The 23,221-nt window shown below is 65.2% G+C and carries 13 protein-coding genes; 11 read left to right on the top strand and 2 right to left on the bottom strand.

All coding sequences use genetic code 11. From position 1 onward, the window contains the following. Positions 1-344 precede the first annotated feature (344 nt). The 11 genes from EO170_RS04375 to EO170_RS04310 all read left to right on the top strand — a co-directional run bounded on the left by EO170_RS04375 (position 345) and on the right by EO170_RS04310 (position 19,171). Positions 345-2,603, top strand: coding sequence for a methyl-accepting chemotaxis protein (locus tag EO170_RS04375; protein WP_126942726.1), 2,259 nt, complete (start codon positions 345-347; stop codon positions 2,601-2,603). A 507-nt stretch (positions 2,604-3,110) separates the two neighbouring features. Next, positions 3,111-5,375, top strand: coding sequence for a methyl-accepting chemotaxis protein (locus tag EO170_RS04370; RefSeq protein ID WP_126942723.1), 2,265 nt, complete (start codon positions 3,111-3,113; stop codon positions 5,373-5,375). 333 nt (positions 5,376-5,708) lie between these two features. Further along, positions 5,709-8,381 (top strand): Cache 3/Cache 2 fusion domain-containing protein, encoded by a 2,673-nt coding sequence (locus EO170_RS04365; protein ID WP_126942720.1) that lies wholly within the window; start codon positions 5,709-5,711, stop codon positions 8,379-8,381. 1,293 nt (positions 8,382-9,674) lie between these two features. Further along, positions 9,675-10,457: a flagellar brake protein gene (locus tag EO170_RS04345; protein WP_164740897.1), complete on the top strand. Its 783-nt coding sequence runs from the start codon at positions 9,675-9,677 to the stop codon at positions 10,455-10,457. Between the two features lie 130 nt (positions 10,458-10,587). Then, entirely contained in the window at positions 10,588-11,073 is a 486-nt protein-coding gene (locus EO170_RS04340; RefSeq protein ID WP_016904902.1) for a chemotaxis protein CheW, read from the top strand. Between the two features lie 171 nt (positions 11,074-11,244). Then, positions 11,245-11,628 (top strand): hypothetical protein, encoded by a 384-nt coding sequence (locus tag EO170_RS04335; protein WP_005993867.1) that lies wholly within the window; start codon positions 11,245-11,247, stop codon positions 11,626-11,628. 85 nt (positions 11,629-11,713) lie between these two features. Beyond that, entirely contained in the window at positions 11,714-14,095 is a 2,382-nt protein-coding gene (locus EO170_RS04330; protein WP_047125435.1) for a methyl-accepting chemotaxis protein, read from the top strand. A 206-nt stretch (positions 14,096-14,301) separates the two neighbouring features. Beyond that, complete coding sequence (locus EO170_RS04325) at positions 14,302-15,171, top strand: CheR family methyltransferase (protein ID WP_104537492.1); 870 nt, start codon at positions 14,302-14,304, stop codon at positions 15,169-15,171. Next, positions 15,168-15,764, top strand: coding sequence for a chemoreceptor glutamine deamidase CheD (gene cheD / locus EO170_RS04320; protein WP_024937701.1), 597 nt, complete (start codon positions 15,168-15,170; stop codon positions 15,762-15,764). The genes EO170_RS04325 and cheD overlap by 4 nt, the downstream gene beginning before the upstream one ends. Continuing rightward, positions 15,761-16,837 (top strand): chemotaxis response regulator protein-glutamate methylesterase, encoded by a 1,077-nt coding sequence (locus EO170_RS04315; RefSeq protein WP_047125438.1) that lies wholly within the window; start codon positions 15,761-15,763, stop codon positions 16,835-16,837. Before cheD ends, EO170_RS04315 begins: the two co-directional genes overlap by 4 nt. A gap of 108 nt (positions 16,838-16,945) precedes the next feature. Then, positions 16,946-19,171 (top strand): EAL domain-containing protein, encoded by a 2,226-nt coding sequence (locus tag EO170_RS04310; protein WP_164740896.1) that lies wholly within the window; start codon positions 16,946-16,948, stop codon positions 19,169-19,171. 343 nt (positions 19,172-19,514) lie between these two features. Here the strand turns inward: EO170_RS04310 and EO170_RS04305 are convergent, their stop codons facing one another. Beyond that, the gene (locus tag EO170_RS04305) at positions 19,515-20,393 is read right to left on the bottom strand and encodes an alpha/beta fold hydrolase (RefSeq protein ID WP_241239385.1); all 879 of its coding nucleotides are present in this window, start codon (positions 20,391-20,393) and stop codon (positions 19,515-19,517) included. 196 nt (positions 20,394-20,589) lie between these two features. Next, complete coding sequence (gene acnB, locus EO170_RS04300) at positions 20,590-23,181, bottom strand: bifunctional aconitate hydratase 2/2-methylisocitrate dehydratase (protein WP_104644554.1); 2,592 nt, start codon at positions 23,179-23,181, stop codon at positions 20,590-20,592. Between the last annotated feature and the right edge of the window lie 40 nt (positions 23,182-23,221).

Genomic DNA, 23,221 nt, shown 5'->3' with positions numbered 1-23,221 from the left:
GCAACCGCACCGTCGCATCACGCTCGAACGAGTGAGCCAGATGTGAATCCGCAGGTCGATGCAGATGCGTTGGTGACGCGCACATCGACGTTTCCGGCCCGTGCCTGCACATGCGCGTCACTTCGGTGACGGCCGCCCATACGCAGCACGGCTGACCAGTTCAGTCGCCCAACCACTGGCCGTTACCTTCCACGGCACGCTTACCAGCCTTGTCATCGCCGGGGTCTCCCGCTGTTGCCCGCGCGATGGATCGGCTGGATGCCTGCCTTGCGGTACCTGCGTACCACCCACGCGTCCGCGCCGACGCGTTTGTGCTTTCTTGCCCCACTGCCTTGAGACCCCAAATGATCGCTCTTCTTCAACGGTACAACGTCGGCAAGCGCCTGAGCTTCGCCTTCGGCACGCTGATCCTGTTGTCGTGCGCACTGGTTGCCGCCGGCCTCTACACGCTGGCGCAGGCCCGCGACCGCATGGACACGGTGGTCAACCGCAATATCACGATCATGCAGTACGCACAGGACATGACCAACGCCACCTCGGTCATCGCCGTGCAGCTGCGCAATATCGTGTTGCCGACCTCGCAAGAAGACAATCTGCGCTTCTACGCCATCATCAAGGACCAGCTGAAGAACTACGAAGACACGCGCCGCAAGCTGTATGCGTTTTCGGCCTCGCCCCAGGCCACCCAGATCCGCGAAAAAATCGATCTTGCCAGCGAGCAGGCCCGCAAGACCAGGGAAGATGTCGTGCAACTGGGGCTGACCGGCAAGACCGATGAAGCACTCACGCTGCTGTTGGAAAAAGCCGCGCCGAACACGCAGCAATGGCAGGATGCGTTGACGGAATATTCGGATCTGCAGCGCCAGCGCACCCGCGAAGCCTATGTCGCCACCACGGAGGAAATGGCACGTGGCCGTGCGATGTTGATCGGCGGCGGCCTGGCGGTGGTGGTGTTCAGCGCCCTGCTCGGCTTCCTGATCACCCGCAGCCTGGTGCGCCCGCTGACCCAGGCCACCCGCGCCGCCGAAGCCATCGCCAACGGCAATCTCGACAACGATGTGCGCACGCAGTCCAACGACGAAACCGGCCGCCTGTTGCAGGCCATGGATCGCATGCAGGGCCAGGTACGCAACCTCATTACCGCCCAGCTGGACATGGCCAAGCGCCACGACGAGGGCCAGATCAGCTTCCGCATGGATGCCGGTGCCTTCTCCGGCGACTTCGGCCGCATGGCCAAGGACACCAATGCCCTGGTCGGCTCGCACATCGCGGTGAAGATGCGCCTGGCACAGATCATGGGCCGCTACGCAGTCGGCGACCTGTCCGAGGACATGGAAAAGCTGCCCGGCGAAAAGGCCGTGCTCAGCGACACCATGGCGCAGGTCAAGGTCAACCTGAGCGCAATGAATACCGAGATCAAGCACCTGGCGGTGTCGGCGGCCAACGGCGACTTCAGCGCCCGCGGCGATGCCGAGCGCTTCCAGTACGATTTCCGCGTGATGGTGGAAAGCCTCAACCACCTGATGGCGACCGCCGACGGGAATCTGCAGTCGCTCTCCGGCGTGCTGCAATCGATCGCCGCCGGCGACCTCACCGCCCGCATGAGCGGCCAGTACCAGGGTGTGTTTGCGCAGATGCGCGACGACGCCAACGCCACCGCCACACAGCTGGCCGGCATCGTGGGCCGCATCCAGAGCGCTGCCGACGCCATCGGCCTGGCATCGGGCGAAATCGCCTCCGGCAACCAGGACCTGTCCCAGCGCACCGAGCAGCAGGCCGCCAATCTGGAGGAAACCGCTGCCTCGATGGAAGAGCTCACCTCCACTGTCAAACAGAATGCCGAGCACGCCAGCCAGGCCAACCAGCTCGCCATCGGTGCGGCGGCCGTGGCGTCGCAAGGCGGCGACGTGGTGGCCAAGGTGGTCACTACGATGTCCGACATCCAGGGCTCGTCGAAGAAGATCGCCGAGATCATCAGCGTCATCGACGGCATCGCCTTCCAGACCAATATCCTGGCACTGAACGCAGCGGTGGAAGCGGCGCGCGCCGGCGAGCAAGGCCGTGGCTTCGCGGTGGTCGCCTCCGAGGTACGCACCCTGGCGCAGCGTTCGGCCAGTGCGGCGAAGGAGATCAAGCACCTGATCGACGACTCGGTCGACAAGGTCACCCAGGGCGCCACCCTGGTCGATCAGGCCGGCACCACCATGGCCGAGATCGTCGCCAGCGTGCAGCGCGTCACCAACATCATGGGCGAGATTTCCTCCGCGTCGCAGGAGCAGTACTCCGGCATCGAGCAGGTCAACCAGACCGTCACCCAGATGGACGAAACCACCCAGCAGAACGCCGCGCTGGTGGAAGAAGCCACCGCCGCCGCACGTGCGATGGAGGAACAGGCCCAGCAGCTCACCGAAGCGGTCGCCGTGTTCAAGGTTGCCGACCACGCACCGGTGGCGCGCCAGTTGTCGGCCATTGCCAATGCGCCTGCCAATGCCCGCAGCACACCGCGTCCGATCGCCCGCACCAGCACTGCCGCGCCCTTGCGGCGCAGCGCCGCAGGTGCATCCGCGACGGCAACTGACGTGGGCGACTGGCAGGAGTTCTAAGCGGCACTGACCGCTGCCGGCACGTTCGCAGGGAGTGCATGCCGGTTCTGCAACGCGCGTGTCTGTGCGCGAGGAACACGCCACGCCCAGGCACGCGGCCATGTAATCCGCATCAGCAGCATCTTTATCACGGCACCGCACACGCGGTGCCGTTTTGCGTTGTGCACGACCAGGCAGCTGTCCGCACGCCGCTATGCACCGTGGGCAGCGTGAAATCGCACTTCACATCGTCCGGGCCGGCCTGCGCCGGCACACCCCCAAAACCGCTTTCAAGCGGGGTTTTCTAGGGATATTCCCGACACACCCCCACCGATTCCCTACCCCGCATACACATGGCAGTCACGTGCCTGAGACCCGGCTTTACCAGCCGGTCCAGCCTGCCTCAATGCAGCAGCGCTAACGCCGTTATCTGACCGACGCATCACACAAGGGATGACGTGCAACGCACTGCTCCAGCACTGCGCTGCATGCCACTCCATCCAACGGCACATTCGCTCAGGTCACTCCATGAACTCCTTCCTGCACCGCTTCAACGTCGGCAAGCGCCTTTCCCTGGCCTTCGGCGTCTTGATCCTTCTCTCCTGCGCGCTGGTGGCCGCCGGTCTGTACACGCTCAGCCAGGCGCGCGAACGCCTGGACACCATCGTCAACCGCAACATGGCGATGATCCAGTACGCCACCGACATGCTGGACGCCAATGCCACCATCTCGTTGAATCTGCGCAACATCGTGCTGCCGACCACTGCCGAGCAGAATCGCCAGTTCGGCGAAGTGATCGACGCCCAGCGCATCCGCTACAAGGAGCTGCGCGACAAGCTCTACGCATTTCCCGCCGACGCGCACGACCAGGAACTGCGCAACGCGCTGGATTCGACCCGCGAGCAGGCACTGGCGCATAACCAGCAGGTGCGCGAACTGGGCACCGCCGGCAAGGTCGACCAGGCCATGCCGATCCTGCTCGAACGCGCAGCGCCGGCCACCCAGCGCTGGCAGGATGCGATCCGCACCTACTCGGACGCGCAGCGCAAGAGCAGCCAGCTGGCCTACGACCAGGCCAATGCCTCGATGGCGCGTGGCCGCAGCATGCTGATCGGCGGCGGCCTTGCGGTGGTGCTGCTGAGCGCCCTGCTGGCCTGGACGATCACCCGCAGCCTCACCGGCCCGTTGAACCGCGCCACCCGTGCTGCCGAGGCGATCGCCGACGGCAAGCTCGATAACGCCGTGCACAGCGAGGCCAGCGACGAGACCGGCCGCCTGCTGCAGGCGATGGACAAGATGCAGTCGCAGGTGCGCAACCTGATCACCGCGCAGCTGGACATGGCCAAGCGCCACGACAGCGGCCAGATCAGCTTCCGCATGGATGCCGACGCGTTCCCGGGCGACTACGGCCGCATGGCCGGCGATACCAACGCGCTGGTCGACAGCCACGTCCAGGTCACGCTGCGTCTGGCACAGATCATGGGCCGCTACGCGATCGGCGACCTCAGCGAAGACATGGACGCGCTGCCGGGCGAAAAGGCCAGGCTGACCGACACCATGGCGCAGGTGAAGACCAACCTGTCCTCGATGAATCAGCAGATCAAGCAGCTGGCCCAGTCCGCCGCCGACGGCGACTTCGGCGCACGCGGCGATGCGGCGCAGTTCCAGTTCGATTTCCGCGTCATGGTCGAGAGCCTCAACCAGTTGATGGCCACCGCCGATGGCAGCCTGCAGTCGCTGTCGGGCATCCTGCGGGCGATTGCGGCGGGTGACCTGACCGCGCGCATGGACGGCGAGTTCAAGGGCGTGTTCGCACAGATGCGCGACGACGCCAACGCCACCGCGACCCAGTTGTCCGGCATCGTCGGGCACATCCAGCACTCGGCCACGTCCATCAACGCCGCCGCCAGCGAGATCGCCGCCGGCAACCAGGACCTGTCCCAGCGCACCGAGCAGCAGGCCGCCAACCTGGAGGAAACCGCCGCCTCGATGGAAGAGCTCACCTCCACCGTACGCCAGAACGCCGAAAGCGCACGCCAGGCCAACCAGCTTGCCATCGGCGCCGCCAGCGTGGCCTCGCAGGGCGGCGCGGTGGTCAGCAAGGTGGTCGACACCATGAGCGGCATCGAAGCCTCGTCCAAGCGCATTGCCGACATCATCAGCGTCATCGACGGCATCTCGTTCCAGACCAACATCCTGGCATTGAACGCGGCGGTGGAAGCGGCCCGTGCCGGCGACCAGGGCCGTGGTTTTGCCGTGGTCGCCTCCGAGGTGCGCACCCTGGCACAGCGCTCGTCCGCAGCAGCCAAGGAGATCAAGAGCCTGATCGACGACTCGGTGCAGCGTGTGGCCGACGGCTCGCAACTGGTGGACCAGGCCGGCAAGACCATGGCCGAGATCGTGGCCAGCGTGCAGCGCGTCACCAACATCATGGGCGAGATCTCCGCCGCCTCGCAGGAACAGTCGGCCGGCATCGAGCAGGTCAACCAGACCGTCACCCACATGGACGAAGCCACCCAGCAGAACGCCGCGCTGGTGGAAGAAGCCACCGCCGCCGCCCGCGCCATGGAAGAGCAGGCCCAGCAGCTCACCGAGGCGGTTGCCGTGTTCAAGATCGTCGAGCAGGGCCCGGCAGCCCCCCGGCCCTCGTCGATGGTTGCCGCGCCGGTCAACGCACGCTTTGCCACACGCCCGGCCGCACGTGCGGTCGGTAACGCAGCCCCGCGCCGCAGCACCACCGGCACGGCGACGGCGGCAGCCACCGCCGGTTCCAGCGACTGGCAGGAGTTCTAAGCCCCACCGCAACGCGTCACACCCGCAGTCTCCAGAAACAGCATTCGAGCGCAGTTTGATTCGTGATCCACGAATCTTGAGGGCCGCTTCCTAGCGAGGGAAGCGGCCCTTTTTTTGTCCCTGGGGACCCGTCGGACGGCAGCGGGCGGGCACTGCGCGGGGCGCTATTCTTCACCCAAAAATAACAAGTGCCACTCCGCCACGTTCGCTCTAGAGGGCAAGCGAACTGGACAATTGTGCTGTTTTCGACGCAAATCATCAATTAATCGCATAAACGGCCGCTATCGATTTCACGCATCCGTAACGCCCTCCCCCGGGCAAGGTCGATTCCTTATGCACTCCTTCCACCGGCTGTCTGTCGGCACCCGGCTGTCCGCGCTGCTGACATTGGTGATCGCGCTTTCCCTCGGCCTGCTGGCCCTGACCATCTACCGCCAGTCCGCCGCGGACATCGCATCCCAGGTCAAGGCCGAGCTGCACTCCAGTACCCGGCTGATGCAGCAGTCGGTCGCGATGTACGACGTCACCCTGACCGAGGGCACCCAGCGCCTGGGCAGCGTGTTCGACGACATGCTGCCGCGCGGCGCACGCGAGCTGGATACCGCCAGCACCGTGACCATCGGCGAGCAGAACACGCCTACGCTGCGCTCCGGCACACAGGTACAGAATCTCAATTTCGATGCGGTGGATCGCTTTGCCCAGGCCACCGGCGGCGTTGCGACCATCTTCGCGCGCACCGGCGAGGACTTCGTGCGCATCACCACCTCGCTACGCAACAAGCAGAACGAACGCGTGATCGGCACCCTGCTCGACCGCAAGGGCAAGGCCTACGCCGCATTGTCCGAAGGCAAGCCCTTCACCGGCCAGGCGCAGCTGTTCGGCGAACAATACATGACCCACTACCAGCCGCTGCGCAATGCCGCCGGCGACGTGATCGGCGCGCTGTTCGTCGGTCGCAACTACACCCAGGGCCTGGCCGCGCTCAAGGCGCAGGTCGGTACCACCCGGCTGGGCCAGGACGGCTATTTCGTCATCGTCGATATGGCGCCGGGCGAGCATCAGGGCCAGGTCATCGCCGCCCCGCCGGGCACGCCGGCCACCTTGGCGGCCCTGGTGCCGGCCGGGCAGCAGGCACTGTTGCAGTCGGTACTGGACGGCAGGCAGCCCAGCGCCAACCTGCAGTTGCGCGATGCCAGGGGCAACAGCCAGGCCTTCGAAGTCACCGCCCAGCGCTATGCGCCGTGGCAGTGGGCGGTGATCGGCACCCAGCCGCGCAGCGCCATCGACGGCCCGCTGGACGAGCTGATGGGCAGCATGCTGCTGCTCTCGCTGGTGGTGCTGGGCCTGTGCATCGCAGTGGTGTTCATCGCCGCGCGCAAGATGGTCACCCGCCCGCTGCTGGCGGTGGAACGCGTGCTCGGCGATGTCGCTGCCGGCCGCCTGGACAACCCGATCGAGATCGACCGCCACGACGAACTCGGCCGCCTGCTGCGCAACGCGCGCACCATGCGCGACGACCTGCGCGCGCGCCTGCAGCGCGACCACCTGATCGCCAGCGAAGCGTTGCGCGTGCGCACCGCGCTGGACGATGTCAGCACCAACGTGATGATCGCCGATGCGGATCGCCGCATCATCTATGTCAACCGCCCGCTGCAGCGCATGCTCAAGAGCGTGCAGGACGAGCTGCGCCGCGACCTGCCCAACTTCGATGCCGATGCGCTGATCGATGCCAGCATCGACCAGTTCCATCGCAGGCCCGAGCATCAGGCACGCATGCTCGATCAGCTCACCGGCACGCACACCGCACAGATCCATGTCGGTGGCCGCACCATGCGACTGGTGGTCAACCCGGTGCTGGGCGCGGCCGGCGAGCGCATGGGCTTTGTGGTCGAGTGGGCCGACCGCACCCAGGAAGTCCAGGTGGAACAGGAAGTCGCACGCATCGTGCAGGCCGCCGCTGCCGGCGACCTGAGCGGGCGTGTCGGCCTGGAAGGCAAGCAGGGCTTCCTGCTGCTGCTCGCCCAGCAACTCAACGTGCTGCTGGACAACAATGCAGACGGATTGTCGCGGGTGTCCGCGCTGCTCTCTGCGCTGTCGCAGGGCGATCTGACCGCGCGCATGGATGGCGACCTGCAAGGCGTGTTCGCCACCATCCGCGACGACGCCAATGCCACTGCCGACCAGCTGGCCGGCATCGTGCGCCGGATCAAGGACTCATCGCTGGCGATCAACGCGGCCGCCACCGAAATCGCCACCGGCAATGGCGACCTGTCGCGTCGCACCGAACAGCAGGCCGCGGCACTGGAAGAAACCGCCGCCTCGATGGAAGAGCTCACCGCCACCGTCAGGCAGAACGCCGACAACGCCGACCAGGCCAATCGGCTGGTGCTGGATGCCGCCGGCGTGGCAGCCAAGGGCGGCGATGTGGTGGGCCGCGTGGTCACCACCATGGCCGACATCGACACCTCGTCCAAGAAGATCGCCGAGATCATCTCCGTCATCGACGGCATCGCCTTCCAGACCAATATCCTGGCCTTGAACGCGGCGGTGGAAGCGGCGCGCGCCGGCGAACAGGGGCGCGGCTTCGCCGTGGTCGCCTCGGAAGTGCGGATGCTGGCGCAGCGTTCGGCCGGTGCAGCCAAGCAGATCAAGCACCTGATCGACGACTCGGTGGCCCGCATCGGCAACGGCGCCGCGCTGGCCTCCGAGGCCGGCAGCACCATGCAGCAGGTGGTCAGCTCGGTGCAGCGCGTCACCGACATCATGGGCGAGATCACCAGCGCCTCGCGCGAGCAGGCCGCCGGCATCACCCAGGTCAACCAGACCATCACCCAGATGGACGAAACCACCCAGCAGAACGCCGCGCTGGTGGAAGAAGCCACTGCAGCTGCCCGCGCGATGGAAGACCAGGCCGCGCAGCTGGTGGATGCAGTGGCGGTGTTCCGCCTGGAACAGCAGGACCAACTGAACACCTTGCTGGCCAACGCACGGCACGCCTATACCTGATGCCACACGGTCCCGCAACCGGCAAGGACACTGCACAAGACAGTTGGCCGGCGCTCATCTAAAAGCTGTCTGTCATGCGGTGTGCATCAGACCTGGAGCCGATGCTTCAATGATCAAAAAAAGCACGTCCAGCACTGCTCTTCCCATGCACACCGACCATCTCGACTGGTCCTTGCCCGCTCACCGTCGCGGGACCCTGAGCGGCATGGATGCCGCGCCGGAGCCTACATGGACGTACTTGCGGCGTGTCCTGCGATGGTGGGCGGGCAAGGGCCCTGCAGCCAACTCGCAGCGTCGAGGGCGCGGTGCCCTCACCGCTTGCGGGACACGCCGTGAACCCGTCCCTGGGGGCTCGGTGGCGGCATCCATGCCGCCACACGGTCCCGCAACCGGTGAGGACACCGCACCAGAGAGTCGGTCAGCACTCATCTGAAAAGCAGTTTGTCGGGCGACTTGCATTGACGTGAACTCGATGCTTCACGCTCGGACGAGGCATCCAGGACTGCTCTTACCATGCACACCGACCCTCTCGACTGGTCCTTGTCCGCCCACCGTCGCGAGACCCTGAGCGGCATGGATGCCGCGACGGAGCCTACATGGATGTACTTGCGGCGTGTCCTGCGATGGTGGGCGGGCAAGGACCCTGCAGCAAACCCGCAGCGTCGAGCGCGCGGTGCCCATCAGACATGGAGCCGATACGTTATGAGCGAACGACGCATCCAGCACCGCTCTTACCGTGCACACCGACCCTCTCGACTGGTCCTTGCCCACTCACCGTCGCGGGACCCTGAGCGGCATGGATGCCGCGACGGAGCCTACATGGACGTACTTGCGGCGTGTCCTGCGATGGTGGGCGGGCAAGGACCCTGCAGCAAACCCGCAGCGTCGAGCGCGCGGTGCCCATCAGACATGGAGCCGATACGTTATGAGCGAACGACGCCTCCAGCACCGCTCTTACCGTGCACATCGACCATCTCGATAGGTCCTTGCCCGCTCACCGTCGCGGGACCTTGAGCGGCATGGATGCCGCGCCGGAGCCTACAAGGACGTACTTGCAGCGTGTCCTGCGATGGTGGGCGGGCGAGGGCCCCGCAGCAAACCCGCAGATCCCGCCCGCTCCACAACTGGATCCATCCGCACCATCAGCGCCAGGAACATAGCGCCGAAAGCAACCAAGACGTCACGCAGTGGTTTTTTGTCAGCAGCCCTTAAAGATTTCGCTTTGTCGCCGATATCAAGGCGACGCCAGGACAACCGTTCCGGCGTCTTCCCGCATCTACTGTGCCTGTGCCCATGTCCCAAGGCGATACCTCAGAGCTGGACCACGACGATCACCTTGCCGAAGGTGACGAGCGCTATCTGCTGCGCAACAAACGGCAGATCCGTGGCCTGCTGCGCCAGTTGCTCGACCAGCGTGCCATCGTGACCATGCATGTGGCCGGGCGCGACATGGCCGTGCCCACCGCCGTGCTCGAAGTGGACGAAGACGAGGACTGCGTGATTCTGGACGGCAGCCACAACGAGGCCTCCAACCGCGCCATCCAGGAGGCCAAGTACCTGCTGTGCTACGCACAACTGGAACGGGTCAACATCCGCTTCCGGCTGGAAACGCCCAACCGGCTGGAACGCGACATCCATGTCGCCTTCCGCGCCGACCTGCCCGAGGCGATGTACCACATGCAGCGCCGCGAGTCGTACCGGCTGGAAACGCCGATCACCGACTCGCCCATCTGCATCATTCGCCAGGACGAGGCACAGGGCGGCAATCTCAACCTGCAGTTGCGCGTGATCGACATCAGCAGTGGCGGCCTGGCGGTCTCGCTCACCGACGGCATGCCCCTGCTCGAACCGCAGCGCACCTATCGCAACTGCACGCTGCAACTGCCCGACACCGCGCCGATCACCCTGCCGCTGACGGTATGCAGCCAGTACAAGCAGACCCTGCCCAACGGCAGCGAAGGCTTCCGTGTCGGCATGCAGTTCAGCGACCTGCCACGCGGCGCCGACGAGACCATCCAGCGCTACATCTTCCGGGTCGACCGCCAGCGCAATGCGCGCAAGAGCGGCGTGTTCTGAACCCACCCGCACCAGCCTCGGCGCACGGCTAAAGTTGCCCTGCACTGCGCCGATGTTGCTAGGGCAATCCTCATCCGCATGCTTTTTTATAGCTGCAATCCGACACTCAGCCGCAACGCCCGGAGTTTCCATGAACGACAAAAGCACGACCACCGGCACCGGTGGTGAATTCCTCAGCTTCGCCCTTGGCGAAGAACACTACGGCGTGGACATCCTGAAAGTGCAGGAAATCCGCGGCTACGACTCGGTCACCCGTCTGCCCGACGCACCGGACTACATCAAGGGTGTGATCAACCTGCGCGGCACCATCGTGCCGGTGATCGACCTGCGCCTGAAGCTGCGCCTGAAAGAAGCGCGCTACGACGCCTTCACCGTAATGATCGTGCTCAATGTCGAAGACCGCGTCGTCGGCATCGTGGTGGACAGCGTCTCGGACGTGATCCCGCTCAACGACGATCAGATCCGCCCCACCCCCGAATTCGGCGCCTCGGTCGATACCCGCTTCATCTCGGGCATCGGCACCCAGGACGATCGCATGCTGATCCTGCTTGATATCGAGACCCTGCTGGACAGCACCGAGCTCGGTCAGCAGCAGCTGGCCGAAGAAGCGGCCTGATTCAGACCATCTGGTGTCGGGAGCTTCCCGACACGAGACGCACAACGAAGTTGAAGTGAGATAGAAATCACGTTTTTCGGATTCAAGTTGAACGGCGGCTAGCCGATAGCTGAATAGAAGCCCGCGTACATAAACGGGTCACCGTTCGACTTTTGATTCTGGAGAATCCCAATGAAGTTCCTGCTCTCGCTCCTCCCCGTCGCTGCTCTCGTGATCGTTGCTCCCACGCTGTCGGCTCAGTCGCAGGAAATGATTCCGCCGGAAATGGCGACCCGTTTCGTCGGCAAGGACGGCATGGTGTGCGGCAAGGTCGAAAAGGCCAAGTACGCCCAGAGCTCGGAAGGTGAACCCACCTTCCTGTACATGGGCGGCATGTTCCCGCGTCACACCTTCTCGGCCCGCATCGACGGCGCCAACCGCGGCAAGTTCAGTTTTGCCCCGGAATCCCTGGAAGGCAAGGACGTGTGTGTGCTCGGCAAGATCCAGCGCGACAGCTCGCGTGCCGAAATCGAAGTCAGCTCGCCGGCCAGCCTGAAGTTGGCCACCATCAAGTAATCGCCTAGCAGATCGCCACGCCCTCGCGCGTGGCGATCTGCTGTTTGCGGTTATGCGCACTGACTTCTACCGGGGAATCGTGTCAATGCAATGGATCAACAATCTCAAATTGATGCCCAAGCTGATGCTGGCGTTCGGCATCGTGCTGCTGATCATGCTGGTGCAGGGAATCATCGCCTACGCGGGCCTGGCCTCGCTCAATAATGTCACCCGCGACCTGGCCGGCAATACCATGTCCAGCGTGCGCGAAGCAGGCGATCTGCGCGGCATGCTCGGCGAATATCGAAATGCGTCCTATCAAAATCTGGTGCGCGCCAGCGACTCGGTCAAGCAGGAAGCCAAGGTCCGCGCCAAGCGGCTCAATGGCGAAATCGAGGCCACGATCAAGGGCTATCCCCGCCTGATCGAGAGCCCGCAGCAAAAGCAGCTGTTTGCCACCTTCGTTGCGGATTGGAAGAAGGCCTCGGCCTCCTACGAAAGCGTCGACGAAATGCTGGAACTGAACCTGCCTGACGACGCCGTCGATACCTTCGTTGGCGAAACCAGCGCACTGCATGCCAAGGCACAGGCATCGTTGGCCGCATTGATCGCCGAAGACAACAAGTTGGCGCAGGCTGCCAAGAGCAAGGCCGAAAAGGTCCATGCCACCTCGGTCTCGTTGACCGTGCTGGTGCTGCTGATCGGCATCGCCGGCGGCCTGGGCCTGGCATTCCTGTTCGCACGGTCCATCGTCAAGAGCATGCGCGGCGCGGTGTCCACTGCCACCGAAATCGCCAGCGGCAAGCTCGATGGCCAGATCAATGTGCAGGGCCAGGACGAAGTGGGCGAACTGATGCGCTCCATGCACCGGATGCAGCGCGACCTGAAGGAACGCATCGAACGCGACAAGAAGATCGCCGACGAAAACCTGCGTATCCGTACCGCACTGGACAAATCCTCCACCAGCACCTTCATCACCGACACCGATCGGATCATGATCTACGCCAACGAGGCGTTCCAGAAGCTGGTCACGCATTACGAAGGCAGCATCCGTCTGTCCTCGCCCGAGTTTGAGGCCAGCAAGATCATCGGTCAGCACATCAGCTATCTCGGCCTGCCCGAAGCGACCGTGCACAAGGCCATCGCAGCGCTGGAACGCGACGGCATCACCAGCTTCGAAGAGCGTTACGGCGAGTTTGTGATGATGCAGACCGTCACCGTCATCAAGAACGAGCAGGGCGAGAGCACCGGCGATGTCTGTGAATGGCGCGATCGCACCATCGAGGTCCAGGTCGAAGAAGAAGTCGCCCGCATCGTGCGTGCCGCCGCCAGCGGCGACATGAGCGGCCGGGTGGAAACCGATGGCAAGCAGGGCTTCTTCCTGCAGCTGGCCCAGCAGCTCAACGGCCTGCTGGATGCCAACGCCGCCAGCCTGGAGCAGATCTCCGCATTGCTGTCGGCGCTGTCGCGCGGCGACCTGACCGTGCGCATGCGCGGCGAATTCAGCGGCGTGTTCGCGCAGATGCGTGACGATGCCAATGCCACCGCCGAGCAGCTTTCCGACATCGTCGGGCGCATCAAGGTCTCGTCCACCGCGATCAACTCGGCTGCCGGCGAGATTGCCTCCGGCAACAGCGACCTGTCGCATCGCACCGAGCAGCAGGCGGCCAACCTGGAAGAAACCGCCGCATCGATGGAGGAGCTCACCTCTACGGTCAGGCAGAACGCCGAAAGCGCCCGCCAAGCCAACCAGCTCGCCATCGGCGCCACCGGCGTGGCCTCGCAGGGCGGCGACGTGGTCTCGCAGGTGGTCACCACCATGTCCGGCATCGAGGCCTCGTCCAAGAAGATCGCCGACATCATCTCGGTCATCGACGGCATCGCCTTCCAGACCAACATCCTGGCCTTGAACGCGGCGGTGGAAGCCGCCCGTGCCGGCGAACAGGGCCGCGGCTTTGCCGTGGTCGCCTCGGAAGTGCGTACGCTGGCACAGCGTTCGGCCGGCGCGGCCAAGGAGATCAAGGGCCTGATCGACGACTCCGTGCACAAGGTGGCCGAGGGCTCGGCACTGGTGCGCAAGGCCGGTGCCACCATGGCCGAGATCGTGGCCAGCGTGCAGCGTGTCACCGACATCATGGGCGAGATCTCCGCCGCCTCGCAGGAACAATCGGCCGGCATCGAGCAGGTCAACCAGACCATCACCCAGATGGACGAGACCACCCAGCAGAACGCTGCCCTGGTGGAAGAAGCCACTGCGGCCGCACGCTCGATGGAAGAGCAGGCCGGCCACCTGGCCGAAGCGGTGTCGGTGTTCAAGCTGGACGAGCCGGCTGCGCCGGCCGCGCCGGCTGCACGCGCCCGCCCGGTCGCCTCGCGCCCGGTTGCGGTGACGCCCGCAACCAAGCCGGCCGCGCGTGCGGCGGCCACGCCGTCGCGGCCGGCCAAGCCGCAGGCCGCCCTGGCCGACGGCAACTGGCAAGAGTTCTGATCCAAGGCTGTCCCGCAAAGCCCCGGCACTGCCGGGGCTTTGCGCATCTGCAGCCAGCGCAGTGCGCAGCGCCGCGCATTGGCCTCGCCGGCTACCCCGCCAACGCGGTTGCAGGCGCCAGATGCGACCCTGCCCCCGCAAGACACCGATTAGTGCTTCAGTTGCATGACCACGTGGCCGATATCCAGTCATAGCTCACGACGCTTATGGATATGACGACCACCTCGACTCCCGCTTCAGACACACGCGAATTTGATTTTGGCGACCGCGATTTCAAGCGCGTCTGCGACCTGATCTATCAGCGTGTCGGCATCGCCCTGGCTCCGGCCAAGCGCGACATGGTGTATGGCCGGCTGTCGCGTCGTCTTCGCGTGCTCGGTCTGCGCTCCTTCCGCGACTATCTGGACCAGCTGGAAGCAGGCACCGACGAAGAGGAATGGCAGGCGTTCACCAACGCGCTGACCACCAATCTGACCTCGTTTTTCCGCGAGCCGCACCACTTCGACAAACTGCGCGAAGAACTGCAAAAGCGTGCCTCGCAGGCGCCCTTGAAGATCTGGTCGTGCGCGGCCTCCACCGGTGAGGAGCCCTACTCCATCGCCATCACCGCCTGCGAAGCCTTCGGCACCTTGACCCCGCCGGTCAGCATCGTGGCCACCGACGTCGACACCCAGGTGCTGGAAACCGCCTCGCGCGGCGTCTACGCCATCGACCGCGTCGCCTCGCTGGACGCATCGATCAAGCGCAAGTATTTCCAGCGCGGCAGCGGCCCCAACGAGGGCAAGTGCCGGGTCATCCCGGCGTTGCGCCAACTCATCGAATACCGCCAGTTGAATCTGCTGGCACCGCGTTACGACGTCGGCGGCCCGTACGCGGCGCTGTTCTGCCGTAACGTGATGATCTATTTCGACAAGCCGACCCAGCGCGGCATCCTGTCGCGTCTGGTCAGCCACATGGGCGATGACGGTCTGCTCTACACCGGGCACTCGGAGAATTACCTGCACGCAGCCGACCTGATCCAGCCGTGCGGGCGCACGCTGTATCGGCGTGCGCCGCGCGCCGGAGCCGCCACATGAGCACCGCCGTGCAGGTCGACGATGTCATGCGCTACCGCGACTCGCGGTTCCAGACCATCACCGCCAAACTGCTGCCCACCCAATACCTGGTGGTGGACGACGACACCGCGTTGACGACCACCTTGGGATCGTGCGTTGCCGCCTGCCTGCGCGACCCGGTCCTGAAGATCGGCGGCATGAATCACTTCCTGTTGCCGGAAGGCCAGGTCGGTGACGGCGCACCCGCGCGCTACGGCAGTTATGCGATGGAGTTGCTGATCAACGACATGCTCAAGCGCGGCGCGCATCGCAAACGCATCGAAGCCAAGGTGTTCGGTGGCGCCAACGTGCTCAAGGGCTTCACCAGCAATCCGGTCGGCACCCGCAATGCCGAGTTCGTGCGCCAGTACCTGCAGGCCGAGCACATTCCCATCATTGCCGAAGATCTGTGCGGCATCCATCCGCGCAAGGTGTGGTTCTTCCCGACGACCGGACGCGTGGTCGTGCAGCGCTTGCCGCATGCACACGAAGCCGAAGTCGCCGCCGCCGAATCGGCCGTGCGCGCCCGTCTGTCCAAAGCACCGGTCACCGGTGGAGTGGAGTTGTTCGAATGACGCTGGAAACCCCTGTGCGTGTATTGATCGTCGACGACTCGGCGGTCGTACGCCAGATGCTGACCGAAATCCTCTCGCGCGATGCCGGCATCGAGGTGATCGGCTCGGCCGCCGACCCGATCCTGGCGCGCGAAAAGATCAAACGCCTCAATCCGGACGTGATCACGCTGGATGTGGAAATGCCGCGCATGGACGGCCTGGTGTTCCTGGAAAACCTCATGCGCCTGCGCCCCACCCCGGTGGTGATGATCTCATCGCTGACCGAGCGTGGCGCCGACACCACCTTGCAGGCATTGTCGCTGGGCGCGGTGGATTTCGTCTCCAAGCCCAAGATCGACGTCGCACGCGGGCTGGAAGGCTATGCCGAGGAGATCGTCAGCAAGGTCAAGATGGCCTCCAAGGCCAAGGTCAGCGCGCTCAATCGTCCCAGCGCGCCCAAGGTCACCCTGGACATGCAGTCGGCACCGGTGCCGGGCAGCGCGCTGCGCTTTCGCACCACCGACCGCCTGATCGCCATTGGCGCTTCGGCAGGCGGCACCGAAGCCCTGCGCGTGGTGCTCGAGCACATGCCCGCCGATGCACCGGCGGTGGTGATGACCCAGCATCTGCCGGCCAGCTTCAGCACCGCCTTCGCCGAGCGCCTCAATCGCCATTCGGCGATGTCGGTACGCGAGGCCAGCGACGGCGAGGCGATCCTGCCCGGCCATGCCTACCTGCCGCCCGGCGGCCAGCATCTGCGCATCATCCGCGACGGTGCGCGCTGGCGCTGCCGCATCGACGACGGCCCGCCGGTCAATCGCCACAAGCCGGCGGTGGACGTGCTGTTCCGCTCCGTCGCTGCCAACGCCGGCCCGAATGCGGTCGGCGCCATCCTCACCGGCATGGGCGACGACGGCGCACGCGGCCTGCTGGAAATGCTGCAGGCCGGCGCGCCCACGCTGGTGCAGGACGAAGCCAGCAGCGTGGTCTGGGGCATGCCCGGTGCCGCCTATAAACTCGGCGCCGCGCAGGAAGTGGTACCGCTGGACCGCGTGGCCGAGCGCCTGATCGCGCTGTCGGCGCAGGCGCGCTGATCCGGCATGAAGTCCCGCCCCCCGCAACCGACCGAACAGGCGGCGGCTCCCGGCGTCGCGGACGCCGCGTCGCCGGTAACGGCGGATGCGCGAGCAGATCACCCGCTCATGCCCGGGACGATAAAGGCCGGCCCGATCACCGCCGGCATGACCAGGCCCGACGAACATCCCGACGCCACGCGCTCGCGCCTGCTGGCCGAAGCGCTGGACGGCAGCAGCAGTGCGATCCTGATCTGCGATCTGCAATCGCGCCTGCTCTATGCCAATGACGGCTTCCAGCGCATGTTCGGCTATACCGAGGCCGAACTGGTCGGCAAGCGCCCCTCGGACGTGCTCACCCGCGCGCAAAGCGACCAGGACGAGGTGGCACGCATCCGCGACCGCGCCGACGCCCTGCAGCAGACCCAGGCCGACCTGCTGGTGTATCGCAAGGACGGCACGCCGCTGTGGATCTCGCTCAACTTCAATCCGATCTACGACGCCAGGCATCTTCCCTCGCATTACGTGGCGGTGCTGACCGACATCACCGACACCAAGATGCATGAAGTGCTGCAGCACCGCGTGCTCGAGGCGCTGGTGCAGGAGCGGCCGCTGATCGAGGTGATGACGCTGATCTGCACCGAGGTCGAGCGCATCGCGCCGGACGTGCTGGCCACGGTCATGAGCGCGGACAATCAAGGCTGCCTGCATTCGCTGGCGGCCCCCAGCCTGCCGCCGGAGTATGCCGATGCGGTCAACGGCTTGAAGATCGCGCCGGGCGCAGGCGCCTGCGGCACGGCCGCCTGGCGCGGCCGTGCGGTGATGGTGGAAGACATCGCCACCGACCCGCTGTTCGCGCAATTTCGCGAAGTATTGTTGCCGATGGGCCTGCGCGCCTGCTGGAGCACGCCGATCCGCTCCAACAGCGCACGCGTGCTCGGGACCTTCGCGCTGTACTACCGCAAGGCCCAGCGGGCCGATGCCTGGCACGTACGCCTTACCGATCTGTGCCAGCAGCTGTGCACGCTGGCACTGGAGCGCGAGCAGACCCGCCAACGCGTGCACCAACTCGCGTTCTACGATGCGCTGACCGGCCTGCCCAACCGCATCATGTTCAGCGCACGCGCCGAGCAGGCCTTGACGCAGGCCGAATATGCCGGCGAACCGGCCACGTTGATGTTCATCAACATCGACCGCTTCAAATTGATCAACGACAGCCAGGGCCATGCCGCCGGCGACGGCCTATTGCGCGACATCGCCCTGCGCATCGGCGAACAGCTGCCCGCCACCGCCATGCTGGCGCGCCTGGCAGGCGACGAATTCGCACTTGCGCTGCCGCAATGCAGTGCCGAGCAGGCCAGTGCCGCCGCAGAACGGGTGCTGGGCACCATTGCCAGGCCACTGCCGGTCGGGCACATGACCGTGCATCCGTCCGCCAGCATCGGAGTGGCGATGTTTCCCGAGGACGGGCGCGACATCAACATCCTGCTGCGGCATGCCGATCTGGCCATGAACCGCGCCAAGCAGGAGGGCGGCGGACGCTTCCGCTTCTTCAGTTCCGACATGAACCGCATGGCGCAGGAGCGCGTCGCGCTGGAAGCGGAGCTGCGCCAGGCCATCGGCCGCGATCAGCTGCAGCTGCACTATCAACCGCAATTGCACAGCGCCGCGCCGCACGCGCTGTACGGCGTGGAAGCATTGTTGCGCTGGAACCATCCGCAACTGGGCGCCATTTCGCCGGCGCGTTTCCTGCCCGTGGCCGAAGAGCAAGGCATGATGCCGCAGCTCAACGATTGGGTATTGCGCAGCGCCTGCCGGCAGATCGCCGATTGGCGCACGCGTGGTGTGCCGGTGACGCGGGTGTCGGTGAATCTGTCGGCGAGCAGCTTCGAAAGCCCGCGCATGCTCAGCGACCTGTTGCGCCTGATCGCCGAGACGGGCGCGCAGCCCTCCGACCTCACGCTGGAAATGACCGAGAGCGTGATGCTGTCCGGGCAGCCTGGCGTGCTGGAGAACCTGCATGCCATCCGCGAAGCCGGCATCTCGCTGTCGCTGGACGACTTCGGCACCGGCTACTCCAGCCTGAGCCACCTGCACCGCCTGCCGATCGACGAACTCAAGCTGGACATGAGCTTCGTGCGCGACATCGAACACAGCGAGGACGCCCGCGCCCTCACCACCTCGGTGCTGCGCATCGGCGAGCATCTGCGCAAGCACGTGGTTGCCGAAGGCGTGGAAAACGAGGCGCAGCGCCTGTTCCTCGCCGACCTCGGCTGCGAAGTGCTGCAGGGCTATCTGTTTTCGCGGCCATTGCCGGCGGCGGCACTGGAAGCCTGGTTGGGCGCGCAGCCTTAGAAGCGGCTCACGACACTACGTCGTGGTTTGTCAGGCTGTTCTCATAGCGTTTTACGTTCGCATCAGCAGGTCGAGGCACCCTGCTAGAAGGCAAAGCGTCTGATCTGGTGCTTCGGTGCAGGGCCCTTGCCCGCCCACCATCGCGGGACACGCCGCAAGGACGTCCCTGTAGGCTCTGGCGCGGCATCCATGCCGCGCGAGGTCCCGCGACGGTGAGCGGGCAAGGACCAAGTGAGGTGATCGGCGCTCATGGTTGCAAGCAGCGCCAATCGAGATGGTCGTTGCGCATGGTTGCAAGCAACGCATGGTGTCGTTCTGATTCACCAGATCAGCAGCACACCAGTCAGAGCGGTGCCTGTGCCTGAGTGCTGCCTTCAAGCGCGCGCCTTTCCATCCGCGTCGAATCCGATGCCACCGTGCGCTTCAACCACCCCAGCAACTGCGCGGTGACGAACGCCGGATTCTCCAGCGATGCGATATGCCCGGCATCGGGAATCAGCTCGTAGTCGCAACCGATCACCTCGGCCATCAGCCACAATTCTTCGGGCGGACGCGGAATATCGTCCGCGCCGCCGAGCAGGAACGTGCTGGCCGGATTCAGCGCAGACATCGCCTCCAGGCGATCGGCGCGCCCGAAGATCAGCCGGCCCAACGGCACGATGGAGGCGCGCACCTGCTCGGCCGACAGCGCCGCCAGGCGCTGTGCAAACGCAGCCGGCAGCGCGGAATTCAGATCGATGCCGGGACGGAAAAAGATCGGCACGATCGCCTCGATCAACGCAGGCGTCACCTGCCCCGCGGCTTCCATTGCATCGAGCAACCCGAAATAACGCGTTTGCGTGGCCTGCGGCTCGGCGCCCAGGAAGGTATCCATCAACACCAGGCTGCGCACGCGCTCCGGTGCCAGCAGCGCCAGCTCGGCGGCCCACATGCCACCGACCGACAAGCCGACCACCGCGCACTGCGGCAGCTCCAACGCGTCCAGCAATTGCAGCATCTGCCTGGCAAGATCGCCAACCGTCTGCGTGCCTGCCGGCAATGCTGCCGACTGTCCGTGTCCCCACAACTCGGGGACGATGACCCGATAGTGCTGCGACAGCGCCTGGATCTGCGGCTCCCACATGGCCGCATCCCAGAGATAACTGTGGCCGAGCAGAACCGGAAACCCGTGACCGTAGTGTGCGTAGTGCAGCGTTTGACCAGCGATCGTGCAAGTAGGCATTGGAGATCATCACAGCGAGTGGAAGCGGCGCCACTCTAGGCCTCCCGACTTCAGATTTTTGTTGCAATGCGGCAGGTGAGTTAACTGCGATTGCCTTTAACTTCCGGCATTGCGTGGCCAAGACGAAGCCATCGCCCGAATAACGAAAAACGCCCGGCATTGCCGGGCGTTTCGAACAGCTGAGCAATCAGCTGGATCAGGCAGCGACGGTGTCGGCCACGTCCTGATATTCCTGAATCTGATCGAAGTTCATGTAGCGGTAGATCTGGTCGCCACTGGTCTTGATCACGCCCACATCGGCCATGTACTCGTCCTTGGTCGGGATGCGACCCAGACGCGAGCAGATCGCGGCCAGTTCCGCCGAACCCAGGTACACGTTGGTGTTGCGGCCCAGACGATTCGGGAAGTTACGCGTGGAGGTGGAGAACACCGTGGCGCCCTCGCGTGCCTGTGCCTGGTTGCCCATGCACAGCGAGCAGCCCGGCATTTCCATACGCGCACCGGCCGCGCCGAAGGTGCCGTAATGGCCTTCCTTGGTCAGCTCGGAGGCATCCATCTTGGTCGGCGGCGCAACCCACAGGCGGGTCGGGATGTCGCGCTTGCCTTCCAGCAACTTGGCGGCGGCACGGAAGTGACCGATGTTGGTCATGCACGAACCGATGAACACCTCGTCGATCGCCGCGCCGGCCACGTCGGACAGTGTCTTGACGTCGTCCGGGTCGTTCGGGCACGCCACGATCGGCTCATGGATGTCGGCCAGGTCGATCTCGATGACGGCCGCGTATTCGGCGTCGGCATCGGGCTGCAGCAGCTGCGGGTCGGCCAGCCACTCTTCCATCTTCTTGATGCGGCGGCCCAGCGTGCGCGCATCGGCATAGCCTTCGGCAATCATCCAGCGCAGCAGCGTGATGTTGCTGGTCAGGTATTCGATGATCGGCGCCTTGTCCAGGTGCACGGTGCAACCGGCCGCCGAGCGCTCGGCCGAGGCGTCGGACAGCTCGAACGCCTGCTCCACCTTCAGGTTCGGCAGCCCTTCGATTTCCAGGATGCGGCCGGAGAAGATGTTCTTCTTGCCCTGCTTGGCCACGGTCAGCAGGCCGTCCTTGATTGCGTACAGCGGGATCGCGTTGACCAGGTCGCGCAGGGTCACGCCTGGCTGCATTTCACCCTTGAAGCGCACCAGCACGCTCTCGGGCATGTCCAGCGGCATCACGCCGGTGGCAGCGGCGAACGCCACCAGGCCGGAGCCGGCCGGGAACGAGATGCCGATCGGGAAACGCGTATGCGAGTCGCCACCGGTACCGACCGTGTCGGGCAGCAGCATGCGATTGAGCCAGCTATGGATCACGCCATCGCCCGGACGCAGCGAGACGCCGCCACGGGTGGAGATGAACTCCGGCAAGGTGTGATGGGTCTTGACGTCCACCGGCTTCGGGTAGGCGGCGGTGTGGCAGAACGACTGCATCACCAGGTCGGCCGAGAAGCCCAGGCAGGCCAGGTCCTTGAGCTCGTCGCGGGTCATCGGGCCGGTGGTGTCCTGCGAGCCCACCGAGGTCATCTTCGGCTCGCAATAGGTGCCCGGGCGCATGCCCTGGCCTTCCGGCAGACCGCAGGCGCGGCCGACCATCTTCTGCGCCAGCGAGAAGCCCTTGCCGGTGTCCGGCGGGTCCATCGGCAGGCGGAACAGGTCCGAGGCCGGCAGGCCCAGGAATTCGCGTGCCTTGGCGGTGAGGCCGCGGCCGACGATCAGCGGAATGCGGCCACCGGCGCGCACTTCGTCAAACAGCACGTCGGACTTCATCGCGAACTCGGCGATCACCTGTCCGTTCTTCAGTGCCTTGCCGTCGTACGGACGCAGCTCGACCACATCGCCGTGCTCCATCTGCGACACGTCCAGCTCGATCGGCAATGCACCGGCGTCTTCCATCGTGTTGTAGAAGATCGGGGCGATCTTGCTGCCCAGGCACACGCCGCCGAAGCGCTTGTTCGGAATGAACGGAATGTCCTCGCCGGTCCACCACAGCACCGAGTTGGTCGCCGACTTGCGCGAGGAACCGGTACCGACCACATCACCCACGTAGGCGACCAGATGGCCCTTGGCCTTGAGGTCGGCGATGGCCTGGATCGGGCCACGCTTGCCGTCTTCTTCCGGCACGAAGGCCGCGCCGTCGCGGGCGTTCTTCAGCATCGCCAGCGCGTGCAGCGGGATGTCCGGGCGCGTGGTCGCATCCGGGGCCGGCGACAGGTCGTCGGTGTTGGTCTCGCCGGGTACCTTGAACACGGTGACGGTCATGCTTTGCGGTACTTCCGGCTTGCTGGTGAACCACTCGGCCTCGGCCCAGCTCTGCAGCACGGCCTTGGCGTGCGCGTTACCGGCTTCGGCCTTTTCCTGCACGTCGTGGAAGGCGTCGAACACCAGCAAGGTGTGCTTGAGCGCTTCGGCGGCGGTGGCGCCCAGCTCGGGGTTGTCGAGCAGATCGATCAGCGGCTGGATGTTGTAGCCGCCCAGCATGGTGCCGAGCAGCTCGGTCGCACGCGTGGGGCTGATCAGCGCGGTCTTTTCGGTGCCGAACGCCACCGCGGCCAGGTACGAGGCCTTGACCTTGGCGGCGTCATCGACACCGGCCGGGACGCGCTGGCTGAGCAGCTCGACCAGGAATTGTTCTTCGCCCGCCGGCGGAGCCTTCAGCAGCTCGATGACCTCGGCGGTCTGCTGCGCGGTCAGTGGCAGCGGCGGGATACCGAGCGCGGCGCGCTCTGCAACGTGGTGGCGATAGGCTTCCAACATGCGGATTCTCCGAAAGACAACAGTGAATGTGTAAACGCGA

The sequence above is a fragment of the Xanthomonas sp. BRIP62409 genome, from assembly GCF_003992965.1.
GTDB lineage: Bacteria > Pseudomonadota > Gammaproteobacteria > Xanthomonadales > Xanthomonadaceae > Xanthomonas > Xanthomonas euroxanthea.
Note: the sequence above shows the minus strand (reverse complement) of the source record. Positions and strands in the feature narration are given on the sequence as shown.

What these genes read in the sequence shown, in the direction of transcription:
- EO170_RS04305 (WP_241239385.1), bottom strand. Translation starts at nt 20,393, where the DNA reads ATGCCTACTTGCACGATCGCTGGTCAAACGCTGCACTACGCACACTAC.
- EO170_RS04315 (WP_047125438.1), top strand. Translation starts at nt 15,761, where the DNA reads ATGACGCTGGAAACCCCTGTGCGTGTATTGATCGTCGACGACTCGGCG.
- EO170_RS04375 (WP_126942726.1), top strand. Translation starts at nt 345, where the DNA reads ATGATCGCTCTTCTTCAACGGTACAACGTCGGCAAGCGCCTGAGCTTC.
- EO170_RS04365 (WP_126942720.1), top strand. Translation starts at nt 5,709, where the DNA reads ATGCACTCCTTCCACCGGCTGTCTGTCGGCACCCGGCTGTCCGCGCTG.
- acnB (WP_104644554.1), bottom strand. Translation starts at nt 23,181, where the DNA reads ATGTTGGAAGCCTATCGCCACCACGTTGCAGAGCGCGCCGCGCTCGGT.
- EO170_RS04335 (WP_005993867.1), top strand. Translation starts at nt 11,245, where the DNA reads ATGAAGTTCCTGCTCTCGCTCCTCCCCGTCGCTGCTCTCGTGATCGTT.
- EO170_RS04340 (WP_016904902.1), top strand. Translation starts at nt 10,588, where the DNA reads ATGAACGACAAAAGCACGACCACCGGCACCGGTGGTGAATTCCTCAGC.
- EO170_RS04310 (WP_164740896.1), top strand. Translation starts at nt 16,946, where the DNA reads ATGCCCGGGACGATAAAGGCCGGCCCGATCACCGCCGGCATGACCAGG.
- EO170_RS04330 (WP_047125435.1), top strand. Translation starts at nt 11,714, where the DNA reads ATGCAATGGATCAACAATCTCAAATTGATGCCCAAGCTGATGCTGGCG.
- EO170_RS04325 (WP_104537492.1), top strand. Translation starts at nt 14,302, where the DNA reads ATGGATATGACGACCACCTCGACTCCCGCTTCAGACACACGCGAATTT.
- EO170_RS04370 (WP_126942723.1), top strand. Translation starts at nt 3,111, where the DNA reads ATGAACTCCTTCCTGCACCGCTTCAACGTCGGCAAGCGCCTTTCCCTG.
- cheD (WP_024937701.1), top strand. Translation starts at nt 15,168, where the DNA reads ATGAGCACCGCCGTGCAGGTCGACGATGTCATGCGCTACCGCGACTCG.
- EO170_RS04345 (WP_164740897.1), top strand. Translation starts at nt 9,675, where the DNA reads ATGTCCCAAGGCGATACCTCAGAGCTGGACCACGACGATCACCTTGCC.